Raw genomic sequence first — 25016 nt, forward strand, 5'->3', positions numbered from 1 at the left:
GTAAATCTTATGAGCATGCAAGATCCGATTTCGGATATGCTGACCCGCATTCGTAACGGTCAGGCAGCAAACAAAGTTGCTGTAAAAATGCCTTCTTCAAAGCTTAAAGTTGCAATTGCTGCACTGCTTAAAGCTGAAGGTTATATCGCTGATTTCGCTGTTGAAGGCGAAGCAAAACCTGAGCTAGAAGTTACTCTTAAGTACTTCCAAGCTAAACCAGTAATCGAGCAAATCCAACGTGTTTCACGTCCTGGTCTACGCGTTTATAAGAAAAATAACGCGTTACCATCAGTGATGGGCGGTATGGGTGTTGCTGTAGTGTCCACTTCCAAGGGTCTGATGTCTGACCGTGCTGCTCGCAAAGCAGGTCTTGGTGGTGAAATCATCTGCTACGTAGCTTAAGGAGTAGGATATGTCTCGTGTTGCTAAAGCACCTGTCGCTATTCCAGCTGGCGTAGAGGTGAAACTAAACGGCCAAGAAATCACTGTAAAAGGTGTTCAAGGTGAGCTGACTCGCGTTCTACACAACGGCGTAGTTATTGCACAAGAAGAAAACAACCTTACTTTCGGTCCTCGTGAAGGTGTTGCTAACGCTTGGGCACAAGCAGGTACTGCTCGTGCACTAGTAAACAACATGGTTGTGGGTGTTACTGCAGGCTTTACTAAAAAGCTTGTTCTTAAAGGTGTTGGTTACCGTGCTGCTATCAAAGGCAACGCAGTTGGCCTAACTTTAGGTTTCTCACACCCTGTTGAGCATGAACTCCCAGCGGGTATTAAAGCTGAATGTCCTAGCCAAACTGAAATTGTTCTAACTGGTTGTGATAAGCAATTAGTTGGTCAAGTTGCGGCTGACATTCGTTCTTACCGTGAGCCTGAGCCTTATAAAGGTAAAGGTGTTCGTTACGCAGATGAAAATGTGCGTACTAAAGAAGCTAAGAAGAAGTAAGGTAACACTATGGATAAGAAAGCATCTCGCATCCGTCGTGCTACACGCGCACGTCGTAAGATTGCTGAACTGGGTGCAACTCGCCTAGTAGTACACCGTACTCCTCGTCACGTGTACGCTCAGGTTATCGCATCAAACGGCTCTGAGGTTATCGCAGCAGCTTCTACTGTAGAAAAAGCGATCCGTGAGCAAGTTAAGAACACCGGTAACGTAGACGCAGCTAAAGCAGTAGGTAAAGCTATTGCAGAACGTGCTCTTGAAAAAGGCGTGTCAGCAGTTGCGTTTGATCGTTCTGGTTTCCAATACCACGGTCGAGTAGCGGCGCTAGCAGAATCTGCTCGCGAAGCTGGTCTGAAATTCTAAGGTAGGGTTGGAAGATGGCTAAAGAACAACAACAAGCTAGTGATTTGCAAGAAAAGCTAATCGCTGTTAACCGTGTATCTAAGACGGTTAAAGGTGGTCGAATCATGAGCTTTACTGCGCTAACTGTAGTTGGTGACGGTAATGGTCGCGTAGGTTTCGGTTACGGTAAAGCCCGTGAAGTACCTGCTGCGATTCAAAAAGCAATGGAAAAAGCGCGTCGTAACATGGTTACTATCGCTCTTAACGAAGGCACTCTTCACCACGCGGTGAAAGGTCGTCACTCGGGCTCTAAAGTTTACATGCAGCCAGCTGCAGAAGGTACAGGTGTTATCGCCGGTGGTGCGATGCGTGCTGTACTTGAAGTTGCCGGTGTACATAACGTACTTGCGAAAGCGTACGGTTCTACAAACCCAATCAACGTTGTTCGCGCAACAGTTGCTGGTCTAGTAGATGTGAAGTCGCCAGAAATGGTTGCTGCTAAACGTGGTCTAACTGTTGAATCTATTTCGGAGTAAGCACACGATGGCAACTATTAAAGTAACTCAAACTAAAAGCTCAATTGGCCGTCTACCAAAGCATAAAGCAACTTTGCGTGGTTTAGGTCTTCGTCGTATCAACCATACAGTAGAACTTGAAGATACTCCGTGTGTACGCGGTATGATCAACAAGGTTTACTACATGGTTAAAGTTGAGGAGTAATCAGAATGCGTTTGAATACTCTATCACCGGCTGCGGGTTCTAAGCCTTCTAAGAAGCGTTTAGGCCGTGGTATCGGTTCAGGCCTAGGTAAAACTGGTGGCCGTGGCCATAAAGGTCAAAAGTCACGTTCTGGCGGTAAAGTTCGTCCAGGTTTTGAAGGCGGTCAGATGCCTCTAAAACAACGTCTACCAAAATTCGGTTTCACTTCTCGTAAGAGCCTAGTGTCTGCTGAAATTCGTCTAGCTGAGCTAGCGAAAGTAACTGGTGACGTAGTAGATCTAAACAGCCTTAAAGCTGCTAACCTAATCACTAAGAACATCGAGAACGTTAAAGTTGTTCTTTCTGGTGAAATTAGCAAAGCTGTGACTGTTAAAGGTCTGCGCGTGACAAAAGGCGCTAAAGCTGCAATCGAAGCTGCAGGCGGTAAAATCGAGGAATAATCTCGAGGAACGAGGTACAGATGGCTAAGAAACCAGGACAAGATTTTCGTAGTGCTCAGAGCGGCTTAAGTGAACTAAAGTCGCGCTTATTATTCGTAATTGGTGCACTTTTAGTATTCCGAGCCGGCTCTTTTGTGCCGATTCCTGGTATTGACGCAGCTGTACTTGCCGATTTGTTCGAACAGCAAAAAGGTACCATCGTTGAAATGTTTAACATGTTCTCCGGTGGTGCTCTTTCGCGTGCATCTATCTTAGCATTGGGCATCATGCCGTATATTTCGGCGTCAATTGTTGTCCAATTGCTAACTGTAGTTCATCCAGCGTTAGCGGAACTCAAGAAAGAGGGTGAAGCAGGCCGTCGTAAGATAAGCCAATATACACGCTACGGCACGCTTGTACTTGCAACATTCCAAGCTATTGGTATTGCAACAGGCTTACCAAACATGGTCGACAATCTGGTTGTTATCAACCAAACCATGTTTACGCTTATTGCTACCGTAAGTTTAGTAACTGGTACCATGTTCCTAATGTGGTTAGGTGAACAAATTACAGAGCGAGGAATTGGTAATGGTATTTCATTGCTAATTTTTGCAGGTATTGTTGCTGGATTGCCACAGGCAGTCGGACAAACAATCGAGCAAGCGCGTCAAGGTGAATTGCATGTACTTCTTCTGTTGTTAATCGCGGTAATTGCTTTTGCTGTTATCTACTTCGTAGTTTTCATGGAGCGTGGTCAGCGTCGAATCGTCGTTAACTATGCGAAGCGTCAACAAGGTCGTAAGGTTTTTGCAGCGCAAAGTACACACCTACCATTGAAAATTAATATGGCGGGTGTAATACCAGCGATTTTTGCATCAAGCATTATTTTGTTCCCAGGAACATTAGCACAATGGTTTGGTCAAAATGGTGAGAGCAGCACATTCGGTTGGCTAACTGATGTGTCTTTGGCTCTTAGCCCAGGCCAACCTTTGTATGTTATGCTTTATGCAGCAGCAATAATTTTCTTCTGTTTCTTTTATACAGCGTTGGTGTTTAATCCTCGTGAAACAGCAGATAATCTGAAGAAGTCCGGTGCATTCGTACCCGGCATCCGCCCAGGTGAGCAGACAGCGAGATACATTGATAAAGTAATGACTAGATTAACCCTAGCGGGTGCACTATACATTACCTTTATCTGTCTGATTCCCGAGTTCATGATGGTCGCTTGGAACGTACGTTTCTACTTTGGCGGCACATCACTACTGATTGTAGTAGTGGTTATTATGGACTTTATGGCACAGGTACAGACTCATATGATGTCCCAACAGTATGATTCTGTGTTGAAAAAAGCGAACCTGAAAGGCTACGGTCGTTAATATCAGGTTCAATTACGGAGTTTAGCAATGAAAGTTCGTGCTTCCGTTAAAAAAATCTGTCGTAACTGTAAAGTAATCAAGCGTAACGGTGTCGTTCGTGTGATTTGCAGTGAGCCAAAGCATAAACAGCGCCAAGGCTAATTAGCAGAAATTTTTACTTGAAATCTAAAGGTTGGTCGAGTATATTCCTCGGCCTACCTTTTGCGTGCAAAAGAAGTAGTATGCCGCAGCGTATCCTCGACGGGCTCTGCTGCGGATAATTTCTTATATAAGTACTAGGAGTGAATAGTGGCCCGTATAGCAGGCATTAACATTCCTGATCAAAAGCATGCTGTGATTGCATTAACTGCAATCTACGGTATCGGTAAAACCCGTTCTCAAGCTATCCTAGCTGATTTGGGTATTGCTGAAAGTGTTAAGATCAGTGAACTAACTGAAGAGCAGATCGATCAACTGCGTGATGGTGTAGCTAAATACACTGTAGAGGGTGATCTTCGTCGTGAAGTTTCCATGAACATCAAGCGTCTTATGGACCTTGGTTGTTACCGTGGTCTTCGTCATCGTCGCAGTCTACCACTACGTGGACAGCGTACTAAAACCAACGCTCGCACCCGTAAGGGTCCGCGTAAGCCGATCAAGAAATAGTCGGAAGGGTAGAGTACAATGGCAAAACAACCAACTCGCGCACGTAAGCGTGTACGCAAGCAAGTTGCTGATGGCGTAGCGCACATCCATGCATCTTTCAATAACACAATCGTAACTATCACAGACCGTCAAGGTAATGCTCTAGCATGGGCTACTGCTGGTGGTTCTGGTTTCCGCGGTTCTCGTAAGTCTACTCCGTTCGCTGCACAGGTTGCTGCAGAACGTTGTGCTGAAATGGCTAAAGAATACGGCCTAAAGAACCTAGAGGTTATGGTTAAGGGTCCAGGTCCAGGTCGTGAATCTACTGTTCGCGCACTGAACGCTGCTGGTTTCCGTATCACTAACATTGTTGATGCGACACCAATCCCTCATAACGGTTGTCGTCCACCTAAGAAACGTCGCGTATAACGTTTCTAGGAAGATTGGAGAAAGATCATGGCAAGATATTTGGGTCCTAAGCTAAAGCTTAGCCGCCGCGAAGGTACTGACTTGTTCCTTAAGTCTGGCATTCGTGCGATTGATACCAAGTGTAAAATTGACAACGCACCAGGTGTACACGGCGCTCGTCGCGGTCGTCTATCTGAGTACGGTGTTCAGCTTCGTGAGAAGCAAAAAGTTCGTCGTATCTACGGCGTTCTAGAAAAACAATTCCGTAACTACTACAAAGAAGCTGCACGCCTTAAAGGCAACACAGGTGAAAACCTGCTTCAGCTTCTTGAAGGTCGTCTTGATAACGTAGTTTACCGCATGGGCTTTGGCGCAACTCGCGCAGAAGCACGTCAGCTAGTTAGCCATAAAGCTATCGTAGTAAACGGTAAAGTTGTAAACGTTCCTTCTTTCAATGTTACGGCTAACGACGTTGTTGCAATCCGTGAGAAAGCTAAAAAGCAATCTCGCATCAAAGCGGCTCTAGAAGTTGCTGAACAACGCGAAAAACCAACTTGGATTGAAGTAGATGCTGGCCAGATGGAAGGTACATTCAAGCGTATGCCTGAGCGTTCTGATCTATCAGCTGATATCAACGAACAATTGATCGTCGAGCTTTACTCTAAGTAAGGTTAAACTAAAGAGAGGACACAATGCAGGGTTCTGTAACAGAATTTCTTAAGCCACGTCTTGTTGATATCGAACAGATCAGCACGACACACGCAAAAGTAACTCTTGAGCCGTTAGAGCGTGGTTTCGGCCATACTCTGGGTAATGCACTTCGCCGTATTCTATTATCTTCAATGCCAGGTTGTGCTGTCACTGAAGTAGAGATTGAAGGCGTACTACACGAGTACAGCACTAAAGAAGGCGTTCAAGAAGATATCCTTGAGATCCTTTTAAACCTTAAGGGTTTAGCTGTACGCGTTGCCGAAGGCAAAGATGAAGTGTTCATTACGCTGAACAAATCAGGCTCGGGCCCTGTTGTTGCAGGTGACATCACCCATGATGGTGATGTAGAGATCACTAACCCTGAGCACGTGATTTGTCACCTAACGGATGACAATGCTGAGATCGCTATGCGTATCAAAGTAGAGCGTGGTCGTGGTTATGTTCCAGCTTCAGCTCGTATCCATACTGAAGAAGATGAGCGTCCAATCGGTCGTCTACTTGTAGATGCAACTTACAGCCCAGTAGACAAAATTGCCTACTCTGTAGATGCAGCTCGTGTAGAACAGCGCACTGATTTAGACAAGCTTGTTATCGATATGGAAACGAACGGTACTCTAGAACCTGAGGAAGCTATCCGTCGCGCAGCAACTATTCTTGCTGAGCAATTGGATGCGTTCGTAGATCTTCGTGATGTACGTGTACCTGAGGAGAAGGAAGAGAAGCCAGAATTCGATCCAATCCTACTGCGTCCTGTAGACGATCTTGAACTAACAGTTCGCTCTGCTAACTGTCTGAAAGCAGAAGCGATTCACTACATCGGTGATCTAGTACAGCGCACTGAGGTTGAGCTACTTAAAACGCCAAACCTTGGTAAGAAATCTCTTACAGAGATTAAAGACGTGCTTGCATCACGTGGTCTATCTTTAGGTATGCGCCTAGAGAACTGGCCGCCAGCGTCTATCGCTGAAGATTAATCGATACTAGTTAGAAGGATTAGGTCATGCGCCATCGTAAGAGTGGTCGTCAACTCAACCGCAACAGCAGTCATCGCAAAGCGATGTTCAGCAACATGGCTAGCTCTCTAGTACGTCATGAAGTTATCAAGACTACTTTGCCAAAAGCAAAAGAGCTACGTCGCGTCGTTGAGCCTTTGATTACACTAGCTAAGACTGACAGCGTTGCAAACCGTCGTCTAGCATTTGCTCGCACTCGTGATAACGAAGTTGTAGCAAAACTATTTAACGAACTAGGTCCACGTTTCGCTGCCCGTCAAGGCGGTTACACACGTATCCTTAAAGCCGGTTTCCGTACTGGTGATAAAGCTCCAATGGCTTACATTGAGCTTGTAGATCGCCCAGAAGTAGCTGTAGAAGCTGCTGCTGAGTAATCAGTTCGTATATAATAAAAAAGCCGAGCAGTAATGCTCGGCTTTTTTGTATCTGAAATAAAGCAAATTACAGCTTATACCAAGCCCAGTAAGTAAGTGTTCAGAAATAGCGTAGGAAAAATGCTTGATAATACGGTGGAATTTTTCGATAAGTAGTTATTCTACAATCAAAAGTTCTAACGCAGTTATTGGGTATTTAAATAAGTTAGGGTGACCAGTTATTTACTGCGGTTGGTATTATATTGGCGATATAAAAAAGGCTGGCAATTGCCAACCTTTGGTCATCCGTTATAAGACTATCTTATAGGATATCAAGTAGCTCTACTTCGAATACTAGTGCTGCGAATGGAGGAATTGCTGCACCGGCACCGCGCTCGCCGTAGGCAAGATCTTGTGGAATGTATAACTTCCATTTAGAACCAACAGGCATTAGTTGAAGAGCTTCTACCCAACCTTTAATTACACCTGTAACAGGGAACTCAGCAGGTTGTCCACGAGATACTGAGCTGTCAAATACAGTACCATCTGTTAATTCACCGTGGTAATGAACGCGTACTTGTTTGTCAGATGTTGGGATCTCACCAGTACCTTCAGTGATGATTTCGTACTGTAGGCCAGACTCAAGAACAGTCACTTCAGAGCGTAATGCATTATCTGCTAAGAATACTTCACCATCAGCAGCTGCAGCTTTTGCTGCTTCTTGACGTGCAGATTCAGCACGTGTGTGTAATTCTTGCAGTGCGTTATTGATTTCATCAATCTCAATTGATGGCATTTCGCCTACTAGTGCCGTTGCAATGCCAGCTGCGATAGCGTCAACATTTAGACCGTCTAGGCCGCTACCAGCAAGCTGTTGACCCATTTGTAGACCAATACCGTAACTTGCTTTTTGCTCTACAGTTTCAAATTTTACTTCAGACATAAACTGTCACTCTTTTATCTAAATAAACAAAGGCCAAAGAATAGCAGTTTCAGCCAACGGATGAAACGGTAACACGTGATATCTGAATTCAATCGTTCAGGTTGTGACAAATCGCAGATCACCCAGAAAAATGTTTAAGTTTGTGTCAACGTTTACGATATCACGCGTATAGCTCTATACTGTTCGTTCTTGAGTTTTTATACTGTAGGTTGAAATTAAAGGAGACGGGTAGAGATGAATCGTCGTTATAAAAAGAAACCGCAAACAGATTATTTAGCTCTTATCCAACAAAAGTGGCACTCGTTTGAATGGCGGATATGGGGAGGGCGTGTACGTACCTATTGGCAAGCTTTACCTAAATTGCATCGACGAGCTTTAGCTGTATTAACGCCTGTTGTTGTGCTGCTGTTGATCATTCCTATGCCAAGTAGTGAATCATTAAAAGCACCAAAGAAGAGCAATGAACGGGTAAATATTAATATTGATACCACAGGTTTGAGCCAACAAAGAAGTGCTCAACAATCTTCTTTGAAATCAGAAAATTGGCAAGAATACACTGTTAAAAGTGGTGATACTTTATCGCAAGTTTTCCGTGCCAATGATTTACCGATGTCCGATCTCAATGCGTTGGTCAAGATTGAAGGTGGTGATAAACCACTTAGTCAGATAACGCAAGGACAGCTTGTTCGTTTTAAACTCGCCGCCAATGGCCAACTTGATATCCTTCAGCTTGAAAAGAATAACCAGTCAGTGATGTTTTTTAGGCTCTCTGATGGTGGGTTTGGCCGCAGTAAATAAATGATGGCGTAGTGGTGATGTTCATACTCGTTATCGAGACAGCTTCATATCAATATGCGGGATATCATCTTCTAGATACATATCAGATGTTTGATCAAATCCATAGGATTGGTAAAACTTAGCTAAATACTGCTGGGCACCAATTTCAATATCTTGGTTTGGCCATAATGCTTGGCAATTATCTAACGCTTGTTGGATCAGTTGGTGGCCGAGTCCTATTCCTCTTGCTTCTGCTTTTGTCGCCACGCGTCCAATACTGACACTGGGGTAGCTAATACCCGCGGGCAATAATCTTGCACATGCAACGATCTGTTGTTGTTGATAACCGATTAAATGGAAGACACCCGCTTGAGTATCTTTATCGTCCAGCTCTGGATATGGGCAATTTTGCTCAACCACAAAAACATTTACTCTTAGTTTGAGCAAGTCGTAGAGTTGTTGGGTGGTTAGTTGTGAAAAGGAAAGACATTGCCAGGTGATCATTTGTAGACTCCTCGGTTTATTAATATCTGTAATGTAGCAAGCTTAAGTGCATGATTCATTAACAAAGGTTAAGTTAAGTTGAGTAACTTGTGTGATGCTCGGCAAAGATTCGCTAGCCACAAGAGGTTAAATAACGATAATAGGCGTTTAATTTTCGTCTAACCAAAGGACGTCCCCTTGAGCAATACCACTTTTTCGGCTGTGAGTTTAAAGCCAGAACTTCTTTCAAACCTCGACACATTGGGTTATACCAAGATGACGCCGATTCAGGCGCTAAGCTTGCCAACCATTTTGGCGGGTAAGGACGTGATTGGCCAAGGAAAAACCGGCTCAGGTAAAACCGCGGCTTTTGGTTTGGGCGTCTTGTCTAATTTGAATGTAAAACGCTTTCGCGTGCAGTCGCTCGTACTATGCCCAACTCGTGAGCTGGCTGATCAGGTGGCGACTGAAATCCGTACTTTAGGCCGAGCGATTCATAACATCAAGGTACTCACTTTATGTGGTGGTATGCCGATGGGACCACAAATTGGCTCCCTAGAGCATGGTGCACATATTTTAGTTGGTACACCTGGTCGTATTTTGGATCACCTTGAAAAAGGGCGTATCGACCTATCTGAGCTCAATACCCTGGTGCTGGATGAAGCGGATAGAATGCTCGAAATGGGTTTCCAAGACGCGCTAGATGCGATCATTAGTGAAACTCCTGCTTCACGCCAAACGTTGCTATTTAGTGCAACATTCCCTGCTCAAATTAAGCAGATTGCTCAGCGTATTATGCGTGAACCTGAAATGGTTAAAGTTGAATCGACGCACGATACGTCCAGCATTCAACAATATTTTTATAAAGTCGAAGGGACAGAAGCTCGCGACCAAGCACTCGAGTTACTGCTTTTGCATCATCAGCCAGAATCTGCAGTTGTGTTCTGTAATACAAAGAAAGAAGTGCAAAACGTTGCCGATGAACTACACCATAAAGGTTTTAGTGTGATTGAACTGCATGGTGATTTAGAGCAGCGCGACCGCGATCAAGCGTTAGTTCAATTCGCTAACAAGAGTATCTCTATTCTGGTTGCGACGGATGTGGCCGCGCGTGGTTTAGACGTGGATAACTTAGATGCAGTATTCAACTTTGAGCTTTCACGTGATCCTGAAGTGCACGTACACCGTATTGGTCGTACTGGCCGAGCGGGTAGCAAAGGTTTAGCGTTCAGCTTCTTTAGTGATAATGAAATGCATCGTGTAGCCATGATTGATGAATACATGGATATGCCTATCGAGCCGGCGAAACTACCAGATTCAAGTGCGATGAATCGACAGCCATATCAAGCTAATATGGTGACGATTCAGATTGATGGCGGCAAAAAGCAGAAAGTACGTCCAGGCGATATTTTGGGTGCTTTAACCAGTGATGGTGGTATTGATGGCCAATATGTTGGCAAGATTAACCTATTTGCGATGCGTGCTTATGTGGCCGTACATAAGTCAGTTGCTAAAAAAGCACTGAAAAAGATGGAGTCTGGCAAAATGAAAGGTCGTCAATTCCGAGCGCGTCTACTTAAGTAGTCAGGTTAGGTTTAATTGAGCCAGCGCTAATTTGCGCTGGCTTTTGCGTTTATGCGTGCTTTGATTCTGCTAAGGCTGATGGGGGTAATACCAAGATAAGCCGCAATATGTTGTTCATTAATACGCTCACATAGCTCAGGAAAGTGTTGGCACAACAGTTGATAACGCTGTTGTGGCGAATGCAGCAGCATGAACCGTTCTTTGTTTTCTTTATACCTCAATTGTGTTTCCAACAGCTTAAGATAAATGGGATGAGCATTGTCACGCCATTTCTGCAATGTCTGCATCGGAATACATAACAGTTGTACCGGAGTGAGTGTCTCTAATAAATAAGGGGAGGGTTGATGATTGATCAAACTCTCGAATCCTATCACCCAGTCTTTTTCCCAATAAAATTCTTTGCTGAATTGTTTGCCTTGCTCGGTGAGATAGCAGGCATGACAAACACCTTGTAGTACAAAGTAGAATTCGTCAGCGTATTCGCCTTGATTGACTAGTATATGTCTTGTTGGTAGCTCTAATGGTTTGGCAATAGTGAGTAAGTGTTCGATATCATCTTGCGCAAAACCGTGGCGGAATAACTGCTGGTAAAAATCGACATCCATTTCATGATGAGCCTTCTTGTTGATAGAGCTTCTATCTTACCTTGATTTTAGTGAGTAATAAAAAACGCAGCCAATGGCTGCGTTTGAAGATAAATAATCTGGATATTGAATCAGTTATTTCGTTAGGTCAATTTTATAAACCGCGAAGCCAACATCGTCAGTGGCAACTTTGGTCATTGGATACTGACCTTTGTCCTTGATAAATTGTGCCGCTTTGTCACTTGGTGATGTTTCAAAACGAATATCCAACGCTGTATCGGTTTTTATCGGTGCAAATGACCAGTTATTGTCAGCGCTTGGGTTTACCAGCCCTTTTTCTTGGCTCACGCGAGAAATATAGTCTGCAACAACAGTGCGGTTTTCATCAGGTGAATCAAAAGCGATGAACTCTGTACCAGTTCCTGCAAACTTATTGCTGTAAGCGCGGTAGTTATTGGTGGCCACAATGAAGGTCTGCTTCATATCGATAGGCTTACCTTGGTAAGTCAAACCGACAATACGTTCTGCGCCTTCATGTTGAACTTTACAATCACCATCGTATTTTGCTGGTTGAGTCACGTCGATCTGATAGTTCACACCATCCATCACATCGAAGTTGTAAGTGCGGAAGCCATCCCAGTCAATTAACTGCTGAGGTGCTGTACTGTTGATATCAATTTGTCTAAATTGGCCTGCGCTGCACTCTAACCACTCTTTCACTTCGTGACCTGTCATTTTGAGTGCAACTAGCGTGTTTGGATAGAGATATAAGTCAGCAGCATTACGGAACGTCAGTTGACCTGCTTCGACTTCGGTAAAGTTAGAAGGGTCATTTTTGCGACCACCTGCTTTAAATGGAGCCGCAGCAGAAAGAACTGGTAAGCCATCAAGGCTAGGATCACCTTGAATAAAGCGTTCTACATAATCTTTCTGAGCGAGGTTAACGATTTGCACCGTTGGGTCGTCTTGTACTAATGCTAAGAAGCTGTACATCACGTCATTCGCTTTACCAATCGGTTGGTTAACAAATTCGCGAGTACCTTTGTGATCATCTTGCAATGCTTTTACGATGCCAGCATCGGCTTCAGCCAGTGATGTTTTGTTAGCTTTGTCGAAAATAGGACGAGCTTGTGATTGGCCGTCTACCACACTCCACTTACCATCTTTATTTTCTAAAGTGAGGTCCATGACGCCAACATGGCTGCCCCAGCGTCCTGGCATTACCGCAGTTACGCCATTAATAGTGCCTTTTTCAACGTCAGCTCCCGGTAATTTCGCAAAATCTTTGCTTGGGAAAACCGCATGTGAGTGACCAAAAGCGATGGCATCAATACCTTTTACTTGTGTGAGGTAATAAACCGAGTTTTCCGCCCCTGTTTTGTGCGGGTCAGATGACACCCCTGAGTGTGGAATAGCCACAATCACATCTGCGCCTTCTTGTTTCATTTGTGGGATCAACTGCTCAGCGGTTTCTTTGATATCTTTGGCTACCACTTGCCCTTCAAGGTTTTTCTTATCCCACACCATAATTTGTGGTGGTACAAAACCGATATAACCAACTTTAATTTGATGAGCGTTACCGTCGGTATCTTTAAAAGTGTGTGTCTTAATTAGGTAGGGTTTGAAGTAGTGCTTACCGGTTTTTTGATCGTAAACGTTCGCGTTTACATAAGGGAAATCAGCGTCATTGATGGTTTCTGCTAAGAAAGATAAACCGTAGTTAAATTCATGGTTACCAATGTTACCTACATCATAACCGAGCTGATTCATGGCTTTATAGACAGGATGGACTTCGCCAGCTTTGATTCCTTTGGCTGCCATGTAATCACCCATTGGGCTACCTTGGATTAAGTCACCATTGTCCACTAATACGCTGTTTTGAACTTCATTACGAGCTTGTTTGACCAGGGTGGCAGCGCGAGATAATCCGATTTGGTTGGATGGCTTATCTTTGTAATAGTCGTAATCCATCACATTGGTATGGATGTCGGTTGTTTCGACAATACGAAGCTTAATTGTGTCAGCCATTGCGGGGCCAGCCATGGCCAACATACCGCCAAGAACGGCTATTGATAGAGGTTTCACTGCCACTTTCATTGTGTACTCCATTATATAGGGGAAATAAATAACTGGTGTAATGTATCAAAAGCTCATGAAACAATGATTTCAATGAGGATTAATTTGTGATGTTAAGCGTTAACTTGGTGGCATTCTGTAGCCAAGATCCCAACATTCATGACTTTTTCATCAAAAATAAGTGATTTTATTGTGATAGCGAATTAATCCCTTATCAGCTTTTGATATAAAAAATGAAATTTTAGAATTTCAGGTAATATAAAGACCTCGCCATAATGCATCTATAAATTCAGTTATGGATGACGATAATGACAGGTAAGGACACAATTTCTCAGCTTCCGGTAAAAGGGCCACGCCTCATTGCTGTGAATGCTCAAACCCTAGTTCCTAGCACGCCATCGTACGTAAAAAGCCAACTTGCTTCAGGCGAAGTAGCACTAATTGGCGCAGGTCCTGGTGATCCTGAATTATTAACTTTAAAAGCGTTGAGCTTTCTGCAGCAGGCCGATGTGGTGCTTTATGATTACTTGGTTTCAGATGAAATCATGTCTTTGGTATCCAGTGAAACCATTTTAGTTTGTGTTGGTAAAAGAGCTGGTCATCACAGTGTTCCGCAACACAAAACCAATCAGTTATTGGTCGATTTTGCCAAGCAAGGTCATAAAGTAGTGCGCATTAAAGGTGGTGATCCTTTTATCTTTGGGCGCGGTGGTGAAGAGCTGGAAGTCTTGTTCGATGCCGGAGTTAAGTTTCAGGTGATCCCTGGGATTACCGCAGCTGCAGGCGCGACGGCTTATGCTGGCATCCCACTAACTCATCGAGATTATGCTCAATCAGCCTTATTCGTTACTGGTCATTTAAAAGCTGAAAACGATGATATGGATTGGTCAACGCTAGCCCGTGGTAATCAAACCTTGGTGATTTATATGGGGTTGATGAAGTCGAGTTATATCCAAGATCAGTTGATTGAGCATGGCCGCCAAGCCACCACACCGATCGCGATCATTGAACGCGGTACTCAGCGAACACAGCAAGTTTTCAAAGGTCAGCTTAGCGATTTATCTCAATTGGCAGCAAAAGCACAAGCGCCTTCCTTAATTGTGGTCGGTGAAGTCGTTGCGTTGTCTGACAAGCTGCATTGGTTTGGTGAGCCGGCATTTCAGCACGGCCAAGCGATTGAGACCACTCACATCAATTACGCCTAATTCTAATCATAAGGGCGTAGTAACGCTCTGAAAATACGATTGTATCAATGACTCTCATTGCAACACGCTCGCACTGCGAGCCAAAAGGAAGCATGAAGATGGACCAACAACGCTTAACCCATTTACAGCAGCTCGAAGCGGAAAGTATTCACATTATTCGTGAAGTGGCGGCTGAGTTTGATAACCCAGTAATGATGTACTCGATCGGTAAAGATTCATCCGTCATGTTGCATCTAGCACGTAAAGCCTTTTACCCAGGAAAAATTCCGTTTCCTTTGCTGCATGTCGATACTGACTGGAAGTTTCGCGAGATGATCGAATTTCGTGATCGTGCAGCACAAAAATATGGTTTTGAGCTACTGGTGCACAAAAACCCAGAAGGTCTAGCAATGGGGTGCAGTCCCTTTGTTCATGGATCTTCAAAACACACCGATATCATGAAAACTCAAGGGCTTAAGCAAGCGCTGAATAAGTACGGTTTTGATGCTGCTTTTGGTGGTGCTCGTCGTGATGAAGAGAAATCTCGCGCCAAAGAGCGGGTCTATTCATTTCGAGATAAAAACCACACGTGGGATCCTAAAAACCAACGTCCAGAATTATGGAAGACCTATAACGGCCAAGTAAACAAGGGCGAAAGCATTCGCGTATTTCCTTTGTCGAACTGGACTGAGCTTGATATTTGGCAGTACATCTATCTAGAAAATATTGAGATCGTACCGCTATATCTGTCTGAAATTCGTCCTGTGGTCGAGCGTGATGGCATGTTGATCATGGTTGATGATAACCGTATGAAACTTGAGCCGGGTGAAAAGGTTGAATACAAAAGTGTTCGCTTCCGCACTCTCGGTTGTTACCCGCTGACTGGCGCTGTTGAATCCAAAGCGAATACCTTGACCGGTATTATTGAAGAGATGCTCGTTGCCACATCGAGTGAACGACAAGGCCGTGCGATCGACCACGATCAGTCGGGATCGATGGAATTGAAAAAACGCCAAGGTTACTTCTAAGGATCTAAGGAAAGATTATGAATAGTGCAGTTCAAGCTCAACTTTCTGAGCTAGGTATTGAAGGTTACCTCACTCAACACCAACACAAATCGCTACTTAGATTTCTCACATGTGGTTCGGTAGATGATGGAAAAAGTACCTTAATTGGTCGTCTGCTTCATGATTCAAAGCAGATTTATGAAGATCAATTAGCCGCAGTGCATTCCGATAGTCAGCGTGTTGGTACGACTGGCGAACGTCCTGATTTGGCGCTGCTGGTGGATGGTTTGCAAGCCGAACGTGAACAAGGCATCACGATTGATGTCGCGTACCGTTATTTCTCAACTCAAAAACGAAAATTCATCATTGCCGATACTCCTGGGCATGAGCAATACACGCGCAATATGGCCACTGGAGCTTCAACGTGTGATCTTGCGGTGATTCTGATTGATGCCCGTAAAGGGATTTTAGATCAAACACGTCGTCATTCATTCATCTCCAACTTATTGGGCTTGAAGCATTTTGTGGTCGCGGTCAATAAAATGGACTTGGTTGATTATGCACAAGAGCGTTTTGAGCAAATTCGCCAAGATTATTTGGAGTTTTCTAAACACCTGCAAGGTGAGATCGATATTCAGATCATCCCGATTTCAGCATTAGAAGGTGATAACGTGGTCGAGGCGAGTCAGTTTATGGACTGGTATCAAGGACCATCTCTACTTGAGTTACTTGAAGATGTCGATGTTGATCAAGAAAAAGGCGCGGGCGAATTTCGTTTTCCAGTGCAGTACGTCAACCGCCCGAATCTCGACTTTCGAGGTTTTGCGGGCACGATAGCATCAGGTCGCATCAACGTCGGTGATTCAATCAAAGCATTGCCATCGGGCAAACAATCGACCATTGCCCGCATTGTCACTTTCGATGGTGATCTAGAACAAGCGCAGGCAGGCCAGGCGGTTACCTTGACACTGACAGATGAAATCGACATTAGTCGTGGTGACTTAATTGTCCTTGAAGGGGCAAGTGTTGACTCAACCAACCACCTATTGGCGGATGTGGTGTGGATGACTGAGCAACCACTTCAGGCGGGTCGCGAGTACAACATCAAAATTGCAGGTAAGAAAACGGTTGGTCAAGTAAAGGCTATTCGTCATCAATATGACATCAATAACCTTTCGACCTATCAAAGTGATGAGCTGCCGCTCAATGGTATTGGGTTGTGCGAATGGTCATTGAATGAGTCGATTGCTCTCGACAAGTACTTAGACAGCGCCAATACCGGCGGTTTTATCATTATTGATCGTCTTACTAACGTAACAGTTGGAGCTGGTTTAGTGCGTGATAGCCTACAAAACTTAGCGCACGATGAAAACCATCATTCTGCTTTCGAAATTGAATTAAATGCTCTGATCCGCAAGCATTTCCCACATTGGGACGCAAAAGATCTCAGTCAATTATTAAAGTAGTCATTGTTGTGAGAGTGAGTGATCACTCTCTTATTGAGGGATGAGTTATGTGGGAACAAGGATTGGTGTTAGCAATTTTGCTCGGCATTATTACTTGCTTGCTTGCAACTCGTATTAAGCCTAGTTTCATTTTTGCGGGTGCCGCTTTTGTGGCGTTTATGGCAGGAATGATCGAGCTAAAAAGTGTTGCGGCAAACTTCACTAACTCATCACTATTAACGTTAATTCTTCTGGTGCTGGCTTCGGCTGCTTTAGAGAAAACACGTTTGATCAGTTGGGTGAGCCGTAGTATTTCCGAAGGCACGCTTGGGTCCGTGGTAGCTAAATTAGGCTTATCAACAGCGCTGCTTTCATCATTTACCAACAATACTGCCGTCGTGGTGTCATTGATTGGCGCAGTTAAGCGTAATCAACAACATGCGCCTTCTAAGTTATTGATCCCACTTTCTTATGCGGCCATTTTTGGTGGCACATTAACTCTGATAGGAACGTCAACCAACCTCATTATTAACAGCTTTGTGGAAGATGCCGGCTTGCCGAGTTTGGGATTTTTCGCGCCGACGATGATTGGACTTGCGGTCTTATTCGGTGGTGTTTTAATCTTAATTCCGCTCAGTTATTTTTTGCCGAATTACGATGATCAAAGCCAAGAGGATTTACCTTATTTCTTAGAAGCTAGAGTCGAAGCTGGATCACCGCTGGTGGGGCGGAGTATCAGTGAAAATAATTTACGAGCACTGCGTAAACTGTTTTTAGCTGAAGTGATCCGCAATGGTGAAACCGTCGCATCGGTTGATCCTGACTTTATACTGCAAGCCAAAGATCGCCTGCTGTTTTGTGGGGATATTGAAAGTGTTTCAACTCTGCAAGAGATCCAAGGTTTAACGTTGTTTGGACAACATCATTTAAACGGCCAAAGTTTTGTTGAAGTGGTGGTGAGCTCATCAGCCAGTTTTTGTAATAAAACACTTAAATCAAGCCAATTTCGTGAGCGATTTGATGCGGTTGTGGTCGCGATTCGTCGTGGTCATGAACGTTTAGAAGGTGGGCTCGGCAATATAATTTTAACCGCTGGTGATACCTTAGTATTGGTTCCTGGTAAGCGTTTTGATGCTGAACGTCGAGCACATCGCCGCGAGTTTGTACTGATCAATGATTTGGATTCTAGCGCCAAGCTTGATAGCCATAAATCCAGTTTAGTGTTGATAGGGTTTGTTGCTGTGATTGCCGCTTCGCTATTGGGGATCATTCCTATCATCAAAGGCTTATTGGGCTATCTATTGGTGATGTTGATTTGTGGCATTGTACAAATCAACGAACTACGTCGCCGTTTCCCGATTGATATTGTGGTGATCGTTGGTTCAGCTTTATCCATTGCACAACTGATGATCTCATCCGGTCTTTCTGCTCGGATGGGGCAAATGTTCATCGAAGCGTTTAATGGATGGGGGGTATTTGGTGCTTTAGTGGCGACCTATTTTGTCACCTTAGTGCTCACTGAACTAGTGACCAACAACGCAGCCGCCGCACTGGCCTTTCCTATTGGTTACAGCATGGCGATTGGCTATGGCGTTGACCCGATGCCATTTATTATGGCAGTGCTATTTGGTGCCAGTGCCAGCTTTATTTCCCCTTATGGTTATCAAACCAATTTACTGGTTTACAGCGTAGGAAATTATAAATTGAGCGATTACGTACGAATCGGAGTGCCAATTTCGTTGGTGTATTCAGCTTTGGTGTTGACACTTATTCCTCAATTTTTTCCATTTTGATGTATAAAAAGGACTTCGTTATGAGTACCGCTTCTGCCAATAAAGATGAAAATATCGTCTGGCATCAACACAGTATTGATAAACAATTTCGTGCCAAATTAAAACAGCAACAACCAGCTGTGCTGTGGTTTACCGGACTTTCTGGTGCTGGTAAATCGACGATTGCAGGAGCACTAGAGCAGCGTTTAGCACAATTGGGTTTTCATACCTATTTATTGGATGGTGACAACGTTCGTCATGGTTTGTGTAGTGATCTGGGTTTTTCCGAGCAAGATCGCCGTGAGAATATCCGTCGCATTGGTGAGTTGGCAAAATTAATGGCTGATGCAGGGTTGATTGTGCTGTCTGCTTTTATTTCACCGCACCGAGCAGAGCGTCAGTTAGTGCGTGATTTATTGCCACAGGGCGAGTTTATTGAAGTGTTCGTCAATACTGATTTAGATATCTGCGAGCAGCGTGATCCTAAGGGGCTATATAAAAAAGCTCGTGCCGGAGAAATTGCCAATTTCACGGGAATAGATTCTGAATATGAACAACCGTTAAACCCGGAAATAGACCTTCCGGCTGGTGAAAAGCCTATTGATGAACTGGTCGATCTTTGTCTGCAAGCACTGAAACAGCGTGCGATCATCGCGTAAAATTACGATACTAAATCGTTAAAAGGGCTCAGATGAGCCCTTTTGCTATTGTATTAACTATATTAACGACGTCGAGTGCTTACACTGCGTGATGAAATGAATTACTGGCTGCTTCGGTTTGCACGGTGAATTTTTGGCTTAATACGGCAACCATTTGATCGTAATACTGAATATTGGGTTTATTACCGAGTAGCTTGCACAGCTCGTTACCCGTCGGACTAAAGCGGTAATAGAGTAAGCGAACCCCTTTGCCCATCGCTTGTAAAGACAAGTTCTTGCCTTGATAGATCAATAATAGCGCAGGTTCTAGTTCAATTTCGCCTGACTCTAACTCCGTTGCATGTAACAGACCTAACTCAATTAACACTAATAGGCTTGAGTAGGGAAGCTGAAAGCTCCCCATATTGATGGTAAAGGTGATATTGCGCTTACCTAAACTAAAAATCCCATTTGCTGCTCGAACTCCAACCAACAGTTTGCGGCTATTATCACTCCCAAAACTGCATGCTAATGATGACGCTCTTTGGAGAATTTGCGCTTCTTTGGGAGTCATATCTTGTAGAACTTGTAACGCCTTCAATGATGTCGAACCTGGGTTGGTCACTTCACGCTTAAGTACTTGCGCCCAAAGTCGCTGCATGGAGGAATTATGGATGTCTTGAGCCATATCAAAAAAACGATGTAACCAGTCTTGGTCTGGATCGCCAGCCGTTTCATCTTTGCATGAAACATGAGCGAGTTTGAGGATCTGTTCGAGGTTTTTTTGTCTCTGCTCTTTGCGCTGACGCTCTCTAAATAGGGCGCGATCGAGTGGTGTTTTCTGTGGTGGTTCGTTTTGCAGCAATGCATCAAGACCATGGCACTGCGCAATATTCAAAATGCGGCTGGCGCTGTCTTTTATATAACTCGATTTTTTTTCGTGGCTTTGGTTTGAGTTTGTTTGATGCTCAATCACGACAGGTTTACTGGTATCTACCATTCACATTTCCGATTCAATCGCTCGTTTTATCTATAAATCAAAATGTAACGTGTAACTCATTTCGCATCTAGAAAAAACAGTCATTCTAGATCATAAATTTGAGCTACCGCCAATGATAATAAGTTGTTAAAATTGTTATCAGTATTTACGAGGTGCTTATGAAGTGTTGGAAAGAGAATAAACTAAAAAAGCCCCTATCGTTCGCCTTACTCTTTTTGGTATATGTCGCTTTGTTAGCGTATCTCTCCAAATATATAGTTTAGCTTAGACGAATCGATAGGTTGCTGCTTTGTTAATTACATATCATCGTATTCTTCGATGGCCGTCCCTTCGATCACATAAGCGGTCTCAGCCAATTCGTGGCTGATATTTTCTGTTTTCAATGTGCCGACGACATAAATCACATCCCATAACTGTTGAATGGGCGCACCTTTTGGAAATTTAACATAAATGATTTGGTTTGGTGGTGGTGGTGGCACGTGTATGCAAGCGCCAAAATACGGAACCAGTAGAAATTCGGTCACCATGTTGGCATCGCCTTCTAATGGAATCACAAACCCCGGAATTTTGACTTTACTACCGTTTAGCTCACTTCTCACACCTCCAACCTTAGACTGTTCCGCTGTCATATCACCATTATGGCTTAAGGCTGGCATGCCTTCGGCTGTGAATTGGTTTCGCTCGTTTTGTGGAATGAGATCAATCCAATCGAGCTTTAACACATCTTCGTTACTTTGGACGTAAAAGGGCAACAAGCCGGACAGCAATAAGGTGCTGATAAGTAGTAGTTTCTTCATTAATAAATCCTAAATTCGGATGGTCATACCATCACTGAGTGATTGTCGATATGCGCGCAATGCAGGAATGAAACCAATGATCACACCGGCGAGTTGTACATAAGCTAATAGTTGCCACTCATAGCGACTAATAGCACTTAAGGTAATTTGGATGCCATATTGTTGAGCAATAAATGGTTGAGCAATAGCGAGTAAAGCATATAGCCCAATAAGCCCAACGACGATTCCCATAAAAGTGATCGTCGTGGCCTCACTGATGAGCAGGGCAAAAATATGTTTAGGTTGAGCTCCCATTGCTCGTAGTATGGCCATTTCACGACGCCTTTCTTGCAAGCTGGTTAATAAGCTACTGAGCATGCCCAGTAAACCTGCGGCCACTACAAAAATGGAAACCGCCATTAATGCTTGTTCAGCGACGGACATCATGCTCCACAATTCTTGCAAGGCAACGCCCGGCATAATCGCGCTGAGGGGTTCTTGGCGATAATTATTAATTTCACGCTGTAGGGCAAACGTCTGAATTCTTGATTTCAGCCCGACCAACATGGCGGTGATCTGCTTTGGTTGAAAATCGTACTGGGCTAATTGCTCTTGCGACGGTGTATTGCCTAAATGTGCACCAGATTCCCAGCCAACGTGAATCGCTTCAATCGCTTCAAGTGATACGTGTACGGTTTTATCAACCGGTGTGCCAGTAGGAGCTAAAATGCCTACAACTTTGAATGGTAAGTTGTCATGGCGACTAAACCCAACATCGCTGATGCCATGAGCGATAATGATATCGCTACCGATGTGATATCCAAGCGTTTTGGCGACATCTGAACCTAATACTGTTTCAAATAATCCATTAAACTCAGTTCCTTGAGAAAAAGTAAGTGGTTGCTTACTTCCATATTTAAAATTCTCAAAATAGCTGTGGTTTGTGCCCATCACTCGAAAACCTTTGTGCGAGTCTCCTAGTGAAATAGGGATTGCCCATTTCACCGCGCGGTGCTGGCTAAAATCTTGGTAGCTTTTCCAGTCGATATTATTGGTGGCATTACCAATGCGAAATACAGAATAAAGCAGTAAGTTAACTTGTCCTGAACGGCCGCCGACGATTAAATCAGTTCCTGAAATGGTGTTGGCAAAGCTATTTTTGGCTTGAGTGCGGATCCGTTCTACACCCATCAGCAAAATGACGGAAATGGCTACCGTCAGTATCGATAGTATGGCTGTTGTTTTACGGTTTAGGACACTTTTCCAAGCAAGGTTAGCAATCACATTCATGCGACTTCTCCTGCTTGGTTTAATTGTGGTAAGTGAATACTTCGGTCAAATAGATTTTCTAGTGTTGGGTCATGGCTGACAAAAACCAAGGTGGCCCCTGCGTGGTCCGCTTCTTCGAGTAGCAGTTCAATAAAGGCTAAGCGATTATCGTGATCGAGCGCTGAGGTTGGCTCGTCGGCAATGATCAATTGTGGCTCGCCGATGAGTGCTCGAGCGGCAGCAACGCGCTGTTGTTGGCCAATACTTAATTCAATAACTGATTTAGTAAACAGCGATTCAGCTAAGTGCAGCCTAGTGAGCAGTTGTTTGGCTTTTTCGGCCATATCCCCCTCGACCTGCTGTTTACGTATGGCTGAAAACTGACAAGGTAATATCACGTTTTCAATAACCGACAAGTAAGGCAGTAAATTAAATTGTTGGAAGATATAACCGATATGGTCGGCTCTAAATTTATCTCGTTGACGGGATGTTAGTGCTGAAAGATCGGTACCTAAAATCGAAACTCGGCCATGTTGGGCTTGGTTGATGCCCGTTAACAGGCTGAGTAAGGTTGATTTTCCACAGCCACTGGGTCCTTTTATAAATAGATGCTCACCACGTTTAACCGACAACTGTTTGATGTTTAACGCTGATTGAGGGCTGTTGGGCCAACAAAATTCAACGTCATTCAATTCAATGACAGAGGCCAGCGATAGAATATGCAGATCACTCATGGTTGATTCCTGTAACAACAAATGTGTTGGGTAAGTAAGTCCTTACCCAACATTGTGATGGCTTAAAGTGAAATACGCGTATTGTTCTCTTTCAATTCCAATGCAGATTGTGCTTTGTCTGTAAGCAGATTAGCACTGATCGATTTGGTATTTGGGAACAACTCAAACCATTGAGTATCAATTTGTTGTAATTGAGCAATGTCATCACAGTGATATTGGTATTGCACACTGAATGAACCATGGGCTGAGTGTTGATCACTGTGGTGATGCTCATCATGATGGATATCTTTATCTTGATGTTTTTCATCATGTTTATCATGATGGTCGTGGTCGTGGTCGTGGTCGTGGTCGTGGTCGTGGTCGTGGTCGTGGTCGTGGTCGTGGTCGTGGTCGTGGTGCTCATCACTACCTAAAGTATGCGTAATATCACTTTGTTCTAGGTGGCAGTTCGCTGCGCTAGATAACTGGAAAATTGCCTTGGGTTGATTGAACTGTTCAAGCACTTTATTCAGTGTTTGCTGTTGTTGATCATTTTCTGGGGCATGCTCAAAACCCACCACATCAGCGCCTGGCGCTGTAATCTCGATTAATAAATCTTGTCCATCTTGAGCAATATTAAATTCAACATGGCCGTGTACGTGTGCTTCATGTTGACGAAACTCTTCATTGGCGAGTGCTGCCGTGCTGATCATTAGGCTAGATGCGCTCATCGCAAGGCCGATACATAAAGCTAGTTTGTGTTGCATTATCATTGGTTGGTTCCTTTTAAACATTAAAATATCCCTTAGCGCATGCGCCTTGGGTAATAATCATGGCTATGAAAATGTTTAAAAGATCGGCGGAGAGCGCGCAAGATAAGCGTAATGGACAGAAGGACGACGCTGTATTCTTTCGACAGTAAAAGGAATCTCACTTCCAACCATCACCGGCAGCGTCGGCATCGCACAGCTTAGGCCATTTTGTAGACCTGCAAAATGCTGACAATGGTGCTGTGTATGATGTGATGGCGTGATGTCGAGGTAATGCTCAACATAAGCCGCATTCAGCCATAAGGTGAGTAACACGGCACATAGTGCAGTGAACTTTATGCTGGAATAGGAAAAACACGGACGATTGAGCATTAAATGAAGACAGTCGTGAAAATAACAATTGTTATAATATAACAATATAAAGAGAGCAAAGAATACTCTTTTTTATATTGGGTGAGAATATCTATCGATAGGCATCACCCAATCATGGTGAGTTTGCGAGCGCTATAAGCTCTGCTTGATTAATCCTAATACTGTTTGAATCTCGTCTTCTGTAAGGATACCTTCTTTAACAAACAGCACCTTGCCTTGTTTATCTTGAACGATAATGGCTGAAGATTCGGCTTGTAAATCCCAAGTATTAGCAACATTTCCTGCTTCATCCAGAACCATTGAAGACCATGGGAACTCTTTTTTGCTGTCTTGAGCTGATGATTTCACAAAAGAGCTCGTCCCCCAGATAGCATCATCTTGGTTGATGATCGAGGTCGTTTGGTAATTTTCCTGTGGGTATCCGGCTGCAGTAATCGCAGCCATGAGCGGCGCGTTCATTTTTTTTGCACTGCTGCGCCCTGCAATAGCTTGAATTACGCGAACTTTACCTAAGAGCTGATCACTGCTCCAAGCTTGGTATTCGGCTTTATCGCCTTGCAGGATGATTTCGCCATGTTTCGCAACCTCAACTTTAGGTACAGATTGACCCAAAGTGATATTGTGCGCTAAAGCGAGTGTTGGAGAGCACGCCAATAGAATGGCGATAAGTGTTTTATTTTTCATTGTATTATTCCCTTTGATTGAGCAACA

At 44.0% G+C, this 25016-nt stretch carries 31 protein-coding genes; 20 read left to right on the forward strand and 11 right to left on the reverse strand.

Features of this window, described 5'->3' with window-relative positions:
* Positions 1 to 9: 9 nt before the first annotated feature.
* The 13 genes from rpsH (at position 10) to rplQ (ending at position 6933) form a co-directional block, all read left to right on the forward strand.
* Positions 10 to 402 carry a 30S ribosomal protein S8 gene (gene rpsH, locus MCT08_RS03220; protein WP_053309515.1) on the forward strand — a complete coding sequence of 131 codons (393 nt, stop codon included), beginning with the start codon at positions 10 to 12 and terminating at the stop codon, positions 400 to 402.
* 10 nt (positions 403 to 412) lie between these two features.
* A complete protein-coding gene (gene rplF / locus MCT08_RS03225; protein ID WP_053309514.1) occupies positions 413 to 946 on the forward strand; it encodes a 50S ribosomal protein L6 in 534 nt (177 codons plus the stop codon).
* A gap of 9 nt (positions 947 to 955) precedes the next feature.
* Entirely contained in the window at positions 956 to 1309 is a 354-nt protein-coding gene (rplR, locus tag MCT08_RS03230; protein WP_053309513.1) for a 50S ribosomal protein L18, read from the forward strand.
* Positions 1310 to 1323: 14 nt separating this feature from the next.
* Complete coding sequence (gene rpsE, locus MCT08_RS03235) at positions 1324 to 1824, forward strand: 30S ribosomal protein S5 (RefSeq protein WP_053309512.1); 501 nt, start codon at positions 1324 to 1326, stop codon at positions 1822 to 1824.
* Between the two features lie 7 nt (positions 1825 to 1831).
* Positions 1832 to 2008: a 50S ribosomal protein L30 gene (gene rpmD, locus MCT08_RS03240; RefSeq protein ID WP_004398455.1), complete on the forward strand. Its 177-nt coding sequence runs from the start codon at positions 1832 to 1834 to the stop codon at positions 2006 to 2008.
* Positions 2009 to 2013: 5 nt separating this feature from the next.
* A complete protein-coding gene (gene rplO, locus MCT08_RS03245; RefSeq protein WP_053309511.1) occupies positions 2014 to 2448 on the forward strand; it encodes a 50S ribosomal protein L15 in 435 nt (144 codons plus the stop codon).
* Positions 2449 to 2468: 20 nt separating this feature from the next.
* The gene (gene secY, locus MCT08_RS03250; RefSeq protein ID WP_053309510.1) at positions 2469 to 3803 is read left to right on the forward strand and encodes a preprotein translocase subunit SecY; all 1335 of its coding nucleotides are present in this window, start codon (positions 2469 to 2471) and stop codon (positions 3801 to 3803) included.
* 27 nt (positions 3804 to 3830) lie between these two features.
* Complete coding sequence (gene rpmJ / locus MCT08_RS03255) at positions 3831 to 3944, forward strand: 50S ribosomal protein L36 (protein ID WP_000868186.1); 114 nt, start codon at positions 3831 to 3833, stop codon at positions 3942 to 3944.
* A 147-nt stretch (positions 3945 to 4091) separates the two neighbouring features.
* A complete protein-coding gene (gene rpsM / locus MCT08_RS03260; RefSeq protein ID WP_053309509.1) occupies positions 4092 to 4448 on the forward strand; it encodes a 30S ribosomal protein S13 in 357 nt (118 codons plus the stop codon).
* Positions 4449 to 4466: 18 nt separating this feature from the next.
* The gene (gene rpsK, locus MCT08_RS03265; protein WP_001118870.1) at positions 4467 to 4856 is read left to right on the forward strand and encodes a 30S ribosomal protein S11; all 390 of its coding nucleotides are present in this window, start codon (positions 4467 to 4469) and stop codon (positions 4854 to 4856) included.
* A gap of 27 nt (positions 4857 to 4883) precedes the next feature.
* Entirely contained in the window at positions 4884 to 5504 is a 621-nt protein-coding gene (gene rpsD / locus MCT08_RS03270; protein WP_053309508.1) for a 30S ribosomal protein S4, read from the forward strand.
* A 23-nt stretch (positions 5505 to 5527) separates the two neighbouring features.
* Positions 5528 to 6520, forward strand: a complete 993-nt coding sequence (locus tag MCT08_RS03275) for a DNA-directed RNA polymerase subunit alpha (RefSeq protein WP_053309507.1) — start codon at positions 5528 to 5530, stop codon at positions 6518 to 6520.
* Positions 6521 to 6546: 26 nt separating this feature from the next.
* A complete protein-coding gene (gene rplQ, locus MCT08_RS03280; RefSeq protein WP_053309506.1) occupies positions 6547 to 6933 on the forward strand; it encodes a 50S ribosomal protein L17 in 387 nt (128 codons plus the stop codon).
* A 301-nt stretch (positions 6934 to 7234) separates the two neighbouring features.
* Here the strand turns inward: rplQ and bamJ are convergent, their stop codons facing one another.
* Positions 7235 to 7855 (reverse strand): BamJ family beta-barrel-assembly machinery protein, encoded by a 621-nt coding sequence (gene bamJ, locus MCT08_RS03285; protein ID WP_053309505.1) that lies wholly within the window; start codon positions 7853 to 7855, stop codon positions 7235 to 7237.
* A gap of 234 nt (positions 7856 to 8089) precedes the next feature.
* Between bamJ and MCT08_RS03290 the strand changes: the two genes are divergently transcribed.
* Positions 8090 to 8653 (forward strand): LysM-like peptidoglycan-binding domain-containing protein, encoded by a 564-nt coding sequence (locus MCT08_RS03290; protein WP_274677882.1) that lies wholly within the window; start codon positions 8090 to 8092, stop codon positions 8651 to 8653.
* 30 nt (positions 8654 to 8683) lie between these two features.
* Here MCT08_RS03290 and MCT08_RS03295 read toward each other — a convergent pair whose 3' ends face one another.
* Complete coding sequence (locus tag MCT08_RS03295; RefSeq protein ID WP_274677883.1) at positions 8684 to 9136, reverse strand: GNAT family N-acetyltransferase; 453 nt, start codon at positions 9134 to 9136, stop codon at positions 8684 to 8686.
* Between the two features lie 177 nt (positions 9137 to 9313).
* Between MCT08_RS03295 and dbpA the strand changes: the two genes are divergently transcribed.
* Positions 9314 to 10699 carry an ATP-dependent RNA helicase DbpA gene (gene dbpA / locus MCT08_RS03300; RefSeq protein WP_168520877.1) on the forward strand — a complete coding sequence of 462 codons (1386 nt, stop codon included), beginning with the start codon at positions 9314 to 9316 and terminating at the stop codon, positions 10697 to 10699.
* Positions 10700 to 10725: 26 nt separating this feature from the next.
* Here dbpA and MCT08_RS03305 read toward each other — a convergent pair whose 3' ends face one another.
* Both MCT08_RS03305 and cpdB read right to left on the reverse strand, forming a co-directional pair.
* The gene (locus tag MCT08_RS03305; RefSeq protein ID WP_053309501.1) at positions 10726 to 11304 is read right to left on the reverse strand and encodes a Crp/Fnr family transcriptional regulator; all 579 of its coding nucleotides are present in this window, start codon (positions 11302 to 11304) and stop codon (positions 10726 to 10728) included.
* Positions 11305 to 11418: 114 nt separating this feature from the next.
* On the reverse strand, positions 11419 to 13380 hold the full coding sequence (gene cpdB / locus MCT08_RS03310; protein ID WP_168520879.1) for a 2',3'-cyclic-nucleotide 2'-phosphodiesterase: 1962 nt from the start codon (positions 13378 to 13380) through the stop codon (positions 11419 to 11421).
* 287 nt (positions 13381 to 13667) lie between these two features.
* Between cpdB and cobA the strand changes: the two genes are divergently transcribed.
* The 5 genes from cobA (at position 13668) to cysC (ending at position 19426) form a co-directional block, all read left to right on the forward strand.
* Positions 13668 to 14564: a uroporphyrinogen-III C-methyltransferase gene (gene cobA / locus MCT08_RS03315; RefSeq protein WP_274677885.1), complete on the forward strand. Its 897-nt coding sequence runs from the start codon at positions 13668 to 13670 to the stop codon at positions 14562 to 14564.
* Positions 14565 to 14662: 98 nt separating this feature from the next.
* Positions 14663 to 15571: a sulfate adenylyltransferase subunit CysD gene (gene cysD, locus MCT08_RS03320; RefSeq protein WP_053309498.1), complete on the forward strand. Its 909-nt coding sequence runs from the start codon at positions 14663 to 14665 to the stop codon at positions 15569 to 15571.
* 17 nt (positions 15572 to 15588) lie between these two features.
* Positions 15589 to 17016 carry a sulfate adenylyltransferase subunit CysN gene (gene cysN / locus MCT08_RS03325; RefSeq protein ID WP_274677886.1) on the forward strand — a complete coding sequence of 476 codons (1428 nt, stop codon included), beginning with the start codon at positions 15589 to 15591 and terminating at the stop codon, positions 17014 to 17016.
* 47 nt (positions 17017 to 17063) lie between these two features.
* Positions 17064 to 18788, forward strand: coding sequence for an SLC13 family permease (locus MCT08_RS03330; RefSeq protein ID WP_053309496.1), 1725 nt, complete (start codon positions 17064 to 17066; stop codon positions 18786 to 18788).
* Positions 18789 to 18808: 20 nt separating this feature from the next.
* Positions 18809 to 19426 (forward strand): adenylyl-sulfate kinase, encoded by a 618-nt coding sequence (gene cysC / locus MCT08_RS03335; protein ID WP_168520887.1) that lies wholly within the window; start codon positions 18809 to 18811, stop codon positions 19424 to 19426.
* Positions 19427 to 19505: 79 nt separating this feature from the next.
* Here the strand turns inward: cysC and MCT08_RS03340 are convergent, their stop codons facing one another.
* From MCT08_RS03340 to MCT08_RS03370, 7 genes are all read right to left on the reverse strand, one after another.
* Positions 19506 to 20405 (reverse strand): TIGR03899 family protein, encoded by a 900-nt coding sequence (locus MCT08_RS03340; protein ID WP_261915081.1) that lies wholly within the window; start codon positions 20403 to 20405, stop codon positions 19506 to 19508.
* Positions 20406 to 20701: 296 nt separating this feature from the next.
* Positions 20702 to 21202: a DUF3299 domain-containing protein gene (locus MCT08_RS03345; RefSeq protein WP_274677887.1), complete on the reverse strand. Its 501-nt coding sequence runs from the start codon at positions 21200 to 21202 to the stop codon at positions 20702 to 20704.
* Positions 21203 to 21211: 9 nt separating this feature from the next.
* Entirely contained in the window at positions 21212 to 22471 is a 1260-nt protein-coding gene (locus tag MCT08_RS03350; RefSeq protein ID WP_274677888.1) for an ABC transporter permease, read from the reverse strand.
* Positions 22468 to 23184 (reverse strand): ABC transporter ATP-binding protein, encoded by a 717-nt coding sequence (locus MCT08_RS03355; RefSeq protein ID WP_053309491.1) that lies wholly within the window; start codon positions 23182 to 23184, stop codon positions 22468 to 22470. Before MCT08_RS03355 ends, MCT08_RS03350 begins: the two co-directional genes overlap by 4 nt.
* 62 nt (positions 23185 to 23246) lie before the next feature.
* Positions 23247 to 23936 carry a zinc uptake protein ZrgA gene (zrgA, locus tag MCT08_RS03360; RefSeq protein WP_274677889.1) on the reverse strand — a complete coding sequence of 230 codons (690 nt, stop codon included), beginning with the start codon at positions 23934 to 23936 and terminating at the stop codon, positions 23247 to 23249.
* A 75-nt stretch (positions 23937 to 24011) separates the two neighbouring features.
* Complete coding sequence (locus MCT08_RS03365) at positions 24012 to 24305, reverse strand: DUF2607 family protein (protein WP_080996304.1); 294 nt, start codon at positions 24303 to 24305, stop codon at positions 24012 to 24014.
* 132 nt (positions 24306 to 24437) lie between these two features.
* Positions 24438 to 24989, reverse strand: a complete 552-nt coding sequence (locus tag MCT08_RS03370; RefSeq protein WP_274677890.1) for a YtfJ family protein — start codon at positions 24987 to 24989, stop codon at positions 24438 to 24440.
* Positions 24990 to 25016 lie beyond the last annotated feature (27 nt).

Origin of the sequence: Vibrio aestuarianus, from assembly GCF_028858425.1 — a bacterium.
In the GTDB taxonomy this organism is placed as follows: Bacteria; Pseudomonadota; Gammaproteobacteria; order Enterobacterales; family Vibrionaceae; genus Vibrio; species Vibrio aestuarianus.